The sequence below is a fragment of the Breznakia blatticola genome, from assembly GCF_004365815.1.
GTDB lineage: Bacteria > Bacillota_I > Bacilli_A > Erysipelotrichales > Erysipelotrichaceae > Breznakia > Breznakia blatticola.
Map to the genome: position 1 here is coordinate 43,739 of NZ_SODD01000013.1, position 7,239 is coordinate 50,977.

Consider the following 7,239-nt stretch of genomic DNA (forward strand, 5'->3'; position numbering starts at 1 on the left):
AATGATGCAGATGTTATTTCATAATATTCACAAACGTTTTTGTTTGTAGCATTTCTATTTCTTCTTTATATGGTGCATTTCCATCAATCCATGGAGTTTCAAGAATTTTCACTACATGGTCTACACGCGGATGATTGGCAATTTTACACAGTGTATCGAAACCAAGTTTTCCATGTCCTAGATTTGCATGTCGATCTTTCTTTGCACCTTTTTCATTCTTTGTATCATTTAAATGAATACACACCAAACGTTCTAAACCAACAATGTCATCAAAGTGATCAAGTAATGCATCAAAGTCAGCTACATCATATCCAGCATCATGCATATGACATGTATCCATACAAACACGTAACATCTTTTGATGTTTACAGTGATCAATGATGTATTTCAATTGTTCAAAAGTATAACCAAGTTCACTTCCCTTACCCGACATTGTTTCAAGTGCGATATACACATCCTCATTACCAAGCAGGGCTTCATCAAGTCCTTTTACGATTTGATCTAAACCGACATCTTCACCTGCTTTTACATGACTTCCCGGATGCAATACAAGGTATTTCGCACCAATTGCACGTACACGTTCAATTTCTTTTTGTAGGAATTCAACAGCAAGTTCATATGTATCTACTTTAAGCGTGTTGGCTAAATTGATGATATATGGTGCATGGACAATCATTTGTTCCATCGGTATTTGATGTTCATCCATTAAAGCTTTTGCTTCATCAATTTTCATTTTTTCAAGTGGTTGTCTACGTGTATTTTGAGGAGCACCTGTATAAATCATACAAGCATTTGCTTGATAGGACAAAGCTTCCTCAACACTTCCCAAAACAAAGTTTGGTGCTTTCATTGAAACATGAGAACCAATCTTCATTATTCTTCACTTCTTGACGCAATTTGGCGCGCTTTCGCTTTCTCTTTTGCTTGTTTTTTTATTTCTGTTTGAATCAATGAACGCTTGTGTTTACGTTTTAATTTTGCAACCTGGATTTTTTGTTTTTTCTTATATCCTGGTTTTACTTTTTGTTTTTTGTTTTTTACAATCTTAGCAATTTCTTTTTCCAATGGATCATCGTTACGTTTACGTTTATAAAAAATCGGCTTTAATTCACTTAACTCATTTCCAACTACGCGGTAATGGTCAAAATGAATTCCTCTTTGTTGAAGGATTCGAATTGCAGCTTCGTCTTTTTCATTATAAAGGGCATAACAAATCCCTTGTTTCCCAGCACGACCTGTACGACCTGCTCTATGAATATAGAAATCAATTTCTTTTGGGAATCCAAGTGAGATGACATGACTTACCCCTTCAATATCCATACCACGTGCTGCAATATCACTAGCAACGATGTAATTGTGTTTACCTAATTCAATATCCTTCATCGCAGAACGACGCTCACGACTTGTTAAATCACCATGTAGTTCAATAACACCATACCCTGCACTACGCATCGTTTCTGTTGCTTCACTTGCCTCTTGTCTTGTATTGGCAAAAATCAAACATAAGTATGGATGGAATGTTGGTAATAGTTTTAACAGCATCGCACTATAACTATGATGCTTACAAGGAATCAAAATATGATCGATTCTTGGTTTGAACTTCTTATCCACTTTGATATCAATTGTTTCTGGTTGATGCATGTATTTCTTTAAAAACAAACGAAGTTGTTCAGGTACTGTTGCACTAAATGACATCATTTGTACTTTACGCATACGCGAACAAATTTGATCAATGTCTTCTAAGAATCCATATTCCAATGTCATATCTGCTTCATCGACTACAAACATTTTAGCAGTTTGTAATAATAAACTTTGTTCATTCAAAAACAAGTCTTTTAAACGTCCCGGCGTACCAATAACAACATGAGGTTGATTACGCAATTGCGCACTCATTTTACTTTTTTCAGTTCCCCCTGTAATTAATTTAATACGAATACGTTTGTTGACTTTTTGCATGTCCAACGCTTTTGTATAAATTTGTAAAGCTAGTTCTCGTGTTGGTGCACTTACAACTGCTTGCACTTCATTTTTCTCAACATTGATTTGATTGAAAATAGGAATTAAAAATGCATGGGTTTTCCCAGTTCCCGTTTGTGAGACACCAATTATATCTTTTCCTTTTAATGCTAAAGGAATTACTTTTTCTTGTATCATGGTTGGTTCTTGAAAATGATTGTTTTCAATAAAACTAAGAACATCTCCTTGTAACTTTAAATCTGCAAATTTCATTAATTTACACCTCGTTTCTACTCTTGCTAATTCATTATAACACATGTGTTCATGCGAAAAAAAAGCAATAGGGTTACATTTTAACACAAAGTCGTTATAATGTAGACATGGAAATTATAAAAGTTAGCCCTAGAGGGTATTGTAAAGGCGTTGTACGCGCAATTCAAATCGCTAAAGATACTGCAAAAGCATATCCAGATACACCAATTTATATCTTAGGTATGCTCGTACACAACACATATGTGAAAGACGCTTTGAAAAACTTAGACATTATCACACTTGAAGGTGATAATCGAGAAGAACTGCTTAATCAAATTGACACAGGTATTGTGATTTTTACAGCACATGGTATTAGTGATACCATTCGAAATAAAGCAATAGAAAAAGGCCTTCATGTAATTGATGCTACTTGTCCAGATGTCAAACGTACGCAAGATCTTGTTGATAAGCATGTGGCAGATGGATATGAAGTCTTATACATTGGAAAAGCAAATCACCCTGAAGCAATGGCCGTAGTAGATGGAAATCCAAAAATACATTTGATCACAAGTATAGAAGATATCAAACAAGTACACATTACTTCAAAAGTATTTGTGACCAATCAAACAACTATGTCAATTTTCGAAGTCGCTGACATTTTTAAACAAATCAAAAGTAACTATCCACAAGCGGTATTTGCTGAGGAAATTTGTAATGCAACAAGAGTGCGACAAGAAGCAATCGCAAATTTAAAAGATGTAGACACCTTATTGATTGTTGGAGATCGTTCAAGTAACAACTCAAAACGTTTAGCAGATATTGGTAGACAAAATCACATTGACCGTGTATATCTTGTCAATGATGTCTTAGATGTGCAAGCACTTGATTTATCAAGTAGCAAGGTTGTTGCAGTATCTTCTGGTGCAAGTACTCCAACCTATCTAACCAATCAAGTAATTCAGTATCTTGAAAACCCAGAAATAAAAGTAGACGCTATCGATATATCTTGTATCTTAGGATAAAGAAAGCTGTATGTATTTGAATATCAAATACGTACAGCTTTTTTACATGATATCTAATGTAGCATCAACTTGTGCCTTGCGCATAAAATACTGATATAAAATGATTCCAATCAAAAACAGCATACATGTATACACAAATTCTTGTATAAGTAATGGTACAATCATCTGAAATTGCGCACCCTGAACAAGTAAGTCAATAGCTTGTAATCCTCGCGTTACTGGTAAGGCATATGCTACATATTGAAGTACTGTTGGTAGCTTTGCTACATCTATATTTGCACCACATAAAAAAAGCATACTCATCGATATTACATTTAGTAGCATGTTGATATCACTTACAACCAAACAAATACTACTTAGTACATAACCAAGTGCAACACATGCAATCATAGAGACAAAAATACATAATAAAATCTCCATTAATGGATACTCAATGATTTGCACTTGAAATAAAAGTTGTCCAACCACTAAACCAAATAGTGCAGTTAGTACTGCTTCAAACACATAGCATATTCCTTTTTCTAAAAAGATCGATAATGGATGTTTTGTTGAAGCAACAATGAGTCGTAGTACTCCTTGATAACGATCTCGAATGTACATAATCCCCAAATCACCAAAGGTACCAAATGTACAGATAAGCATTGCATTACCAACCACCGTAATTGGTAATCGCTGTATTCCTCCAGTATACGTGGCAAGTAATGTAAAAAACAACATTTGCATCACTGGAGAGATAATTTTAATGAGTAAAAATGTTTCTATATCTAAATAAGAGTAGTTACTTTTGAAAGATAGCCAGGTAATTTTACATATACGTTTCATTAAAACACCTCCAAAGATGCATGTTTTCGTACATGCTTATCCATTTGTATGAATAGAATATAACCAATGATAAAATATACTAGACTAAGTCCAACAAGGATCATAATCTTATAGATAAATTGCTGCATATCTGGTATAGATAATACACTTTCTCGTAAAATATCAACTGCATATGTAGGAAGTAATAATTTAGAGATTGGCTGTATCCAGTCTGGTAATACAGAAATTGGAAATGCCATGCCACATAAAATAAAAATTGGATACTCTAAACAATTCATAAGCGTCCCACCCTTTTTGGAGATTGTAAAGACTGCTGCAAAAATAAAAGCAACAGCCACAAAGGCTAAAATCACAAGTGGAACGATAGCTAAAAATAATAATGGATGTGCAATGGTAAATGGACTTTGAAAAATAAATGTTGCCACTATATATGAAATCACAAATGGAAATAAGCCAATGCACGTATTCCCTAGGATTTTTGCTATCACAATTTTTGTAAAGTTTGTTGGCGATGCAAATAGATATGGGAGTGTACTCATCCAACGCTCTCTATCGATATCTCCTGCACTAGAAAAAACAATACAACTCCAAAACGATAACAAACCTGAACCCAAAACTACATAAGCACCAAAATTCGTTTCCTTAGTTTGCTTAAACAAAAAGTATGTAATGCATGTGTAGATAATTGGTTGTACAAGCATCGTAAACTGAAACATCTTTCGTGCAAAAGAGTTTTTCATTTGCACAATCATTGTTTGTGTAATACTTCTCATATGTTTTCCTCAATTATACGAATGTATACATCTTCAAGTGAATCCTCTTTTTGTTGGAAACCAAGCAAACCATAATTTGTTAACTGTTTTATAAAATTATCTCGTACAACCATATTTTGTAACTTTACATGCAGTTGAATGACTCCTTGTTTTTGAATACACGATTGGATTTCTATGTCATGTGCTTGTTGCCATGTTATAAGTTGTGTTTCTGGTAGTTCTTTTATAGTGGCTTCAATTTCAATTACATCGCGAATCTGCTTTTTTAAATTCACTGGAGTATCTAATGCTATAATTTTACCTTCTTTAATAATCGCAATTCGATCACTTAATATGTCTGCTTCATTCATATCATGTGTTGTTAGTAAAATTGTTGTACCTGCTTGCTTTAACTTTTGAATGATATTTCTTAAATCTCTAGCGCCGATTGGATCTAATCCTAAAGTTGGTTCATCTAAAAATAATACTTTTGGATTATTGATTAAGCCTCTTGCAATTTGTAATCGTTGAATCATCCCTTTCGAATAGGTTTCAACTTTTTGATCTTTTGCCTCCATCAAGCCAACGAGTTCAAGTAACTGGTTTACTCGTTTTGTATCACTTGTACAATCGATATGATATAGCGAAGCAAAGTAGATAAGATTTTCCTTACCTGTAAGTCTTCGATACACACCTGATTCCCCACCAAAAATAAAATTGATATGTTCTCTAATTTGCTTTGCTTCTAAGTAACAATCCTTACCTAATACAGTTGCTTTTCCACTTGTAGGCGCTAGCAGCGTTGATAATATTTTAATTGTTGTAGTTTTCCCTGCTCCATTTGGTCCCAGCAAAGCAAACACTTCCCCCTTATTCACTTCAAAACTTATGCCATCAACAGCAACTTTATCTGTTTTTGTTTTGTGTATAATACCTTTTTTACGTGTAAATACTCTTGTTAGTTTTTCTACTTGTATTTGCATATAATTCCCCCTTTGTCATTGATCGTATCATCATTCAAAAAGGTTAAACAAAAACTGATGATTATACTAAATTCATCAGTTCTTTTACTTATTTATTAAAATTCGTCAATTTTACTTAGAAATTGTTCGAGTTTTACATAATGTTTTGTCATACGCACATTTTTTCGTAATTCTTTTAATACCAAGTCATGCATATATTCCATCTTCATGATTTTGGGACATGAAAGTTCTTTTAAAATATAGTCTTCACGTTTTCCATAATCTTTTGGATCCAAAGTAAAATATGTATAGATTGCACGCTGTTGCTCACTTAGTTTATCATAAACCATAGGGTCCACTTGGATTAATGAGTCTGTTTTATGTAAACAATAAAAATAATAACTCAATATGTATGTCATCATATTCGGATCAAGTCGTAAACATTCTTCAAATATCGTCTTTGCTTTTTCATATGAAGCTGTACGATTGTACATTTTCCCCAAGAAATACAGATAACTTTTCCTTGCATGATTAGGCAATTCATAAGTTGTAAACATGTACTCAATTTCATCTATAAGTGCTTCATTTGCAATCCCTAATACGTTGTTATATTTTAGTCGATATTCTTTTAGTTCTAGTAAGCGATAATAATTCTTTTGTTTAGTAAATACATCCATCAGTTTTTGATACATTGCATCCACCTTATCAAGGTGTACTTGATTATCAATATAATAATACATACGAGAGACTTGCTCCAAAGGATGATCCTGTAATGTATCTATAAAATCTTCAGTCTTGTGTGTTTGATGCGTAATAATCAAATAATTATAAATTGCAGTTAGCAACATTTTTTGTATCCACTGTGGATATATATCATAAAGTGTATACACACATTCCATTTGTGTTGCATCTACAATTGAATGTTTTACACGCATCATTTCATGAATCATACGAAGTACATATGCAAGTTCTTTTTCATATGCATCATTTGTATTAAAGGTAGCTAATAGATGCGTAATCATACTTGCTACTGCATCATAATCTCCATACATATACGTTTCAAGTATTTGCATGCCACTTTTCGTAAATTCTTTTTTATACACAATAGATGTAGATTGATATGTAAGATTCAACTTTCGTAATAGTTCAAGATAAATATCTTCATTTTTAACAGGAATGTCATTTGTCAGTTTACGATACGTCGTCGGTGAACATATCGTAATCAATTCTCCTTGCACAAGGCGTGATGAAAAGTATTCTTTTGCATATTGTTTATCTTTCGTTCCAGCAAAAAGTACATTTCGATGATATTCAATAATTTTACCCAAATATAACTTTGTTTGATGATTCATGTGTATAGTGTAGCATAAACCAACATTAAAAAGTAGGCGACTGAATTACTTCAATCGCCCCTTATCAAACCGTACGTACGCTACTAACGTATACGGCTTTCCAACATGTTTCGACAGTTTA

General features: G+C 33.3%; 7 protein-coding genes. 1 reads left to right on the top strand and 6 read right to left on the bottom strand.

What is annotated here, in order from left to right; translation table 11 throughout:
* Nucleotides 1–13: 13 nt before the first annotated feature.
* Both EDD63_RS05355 and EDD63_RS05360 read right to left on the bottom strand, forming a co-directional pair.
* A complete protein-coding gene (locus EDD63_RS05355) occupies nt 14–874 on the bottom strand; it encodes a deoxyribonuclease IV (protein WP_134169242.1) in 861 nt (286 codons plus the stop codon).
* Nucleotides 874–2,229, bottom strand: coding sequence for a DEAD/DEAH box helicase (locus EDD63_RS05360; RefSeq protein ID WP_134169244.1), 1,356 nt, complete (start codon nt 2,227–2,229; stop codon nt 874–876). The genes EDD63_RS05355 and EDD63_RS05360 overlap by 1 nt, the downstream gene beginning before the upstream one ends.
* A 107-nt stretch (nt 2,230–2,336) precedes the next feature.
* Between EDD63_RS05360 and ispH the strand changes: the two genes are divergently transcribed.
* Nucleotides 2,337–3,230 (top strand): 4-hydroxy-3-methylbut-2-enyl diphosphate reductase, encoded by an 894-nt coding sequence (gene ispH / locus EDD63_RS05365; RefSeq protein WP_134169246.1) that lies wholly within the window; start codon nt 2,337–2,339, stop codon nt 3,228–3,230.
* A 42-nt stretch (nt 3,231–3,272) separates the two neighbouring features.
* Here the strand turns inward: ispH and EDD63_RS05370 are convergent, their stop codons facing one another.
* The 4 genes from EDD63_RS05370 to EDD63_RS05385 all read right to left on the bottom strand — a co-directional run bounded on the left by EDD63_RS05370 (nt 3,273) and on the right by EDD63_RS05385 (nt 7,094).
* Complete coding sequence (locus EDD63_RS05370) at nt 3,273–4,052, bottom strand: ABC transporter permease (RefSeq protein WP_134169248.1); 780 nt, start codon at nt 4,050–4,052, stop codon at nt 3,273–3,275.
* Nucleotides 4,052–4,825, bottom strand: coding sequence for an ABC transporter permease (locus tag EDD63_RS05375; protein ID WP_134169250.1), 774 nt, complete (start codon nt 4,823–4,825; stop codon nt 4,052–4,054). The genes EDD63_RS05370 and EDD63_RS05375 overlap by 1 nt, the downstream gene beginning before the upstream one ends.
* The gene (locus EDD63_RS05380) at nt 4,822–5,787 is read right to left on the bottom strand and encodes an ABC transporter ATP-binding protein (RefSeq protein ID WP_134169252.1); all 966 of its coding nucleotides are present in this window, start codon (nt 5,785–5,787) and stop codon (nt 4,822–4,824) included. The genes EDD63_RS05375 and EDD63_RS05380 overlap by 4 nt, the downstream gene beginning before the upstream one ends.
* 95 nt (nt 5,788–5,882) lie before the next feature.
* Nucleotides 5,883–7,094 (bottom strand): hypothetical protein, encoded by a 1,212-nt coding sequence (locus tag EDD63_RS05385; protein ID WP_134169254.1) that lies wholly within the window; start codon nt 7,092–7,094, stop codon nt 5,883–5,885.
* Nucleotides 7,095–7,239: the final 145 nt, after the last annotated feature.

Coding starts and splice junctions, on each gene's coding strand:
- EDD63_RS05375 (WP_134169250.1), bottom strand. CDS start 4,825: ATGAGAAGTATTACACAAACAATGATTGTGCAAATGAAAAACTCTTTT.
- EDD63_RS05370 (WP_134169248.1), bottom strand. CDS start 4,052: ATGAAACGTATATGTAAAATTACCTGGCTATCTTTCAAAAGTAACTAC.
- ispH (WP_134169246.1), top strand. CDS start 2,337: ATGGAAATTATAAAAGTTAGCCCTAGAGGGTATTGTAAAGGCGTTGTA.
- EDD63_RS05360 (WP_134169244.1), bottom strand. CDS start 2,229: ATGAAATTTGCAGATTTAAAGTTACAAGGAGATGTTCTTAGTTTTATT.
- EDD63_RS05355 (WP_134169242.1), bottom strand. CDS start 874: ATGAAGATTGGTTCTCATGTTTCAATGAAAGCACCAAACTTTGTTTTG.
- EDD63_RS05380 (WP_134169252.1), bottom strand. CDS start 5,787: ATGCAAATACAAGTAGAAAAACTAACAAGAGTATTTACACGTAAAAAA.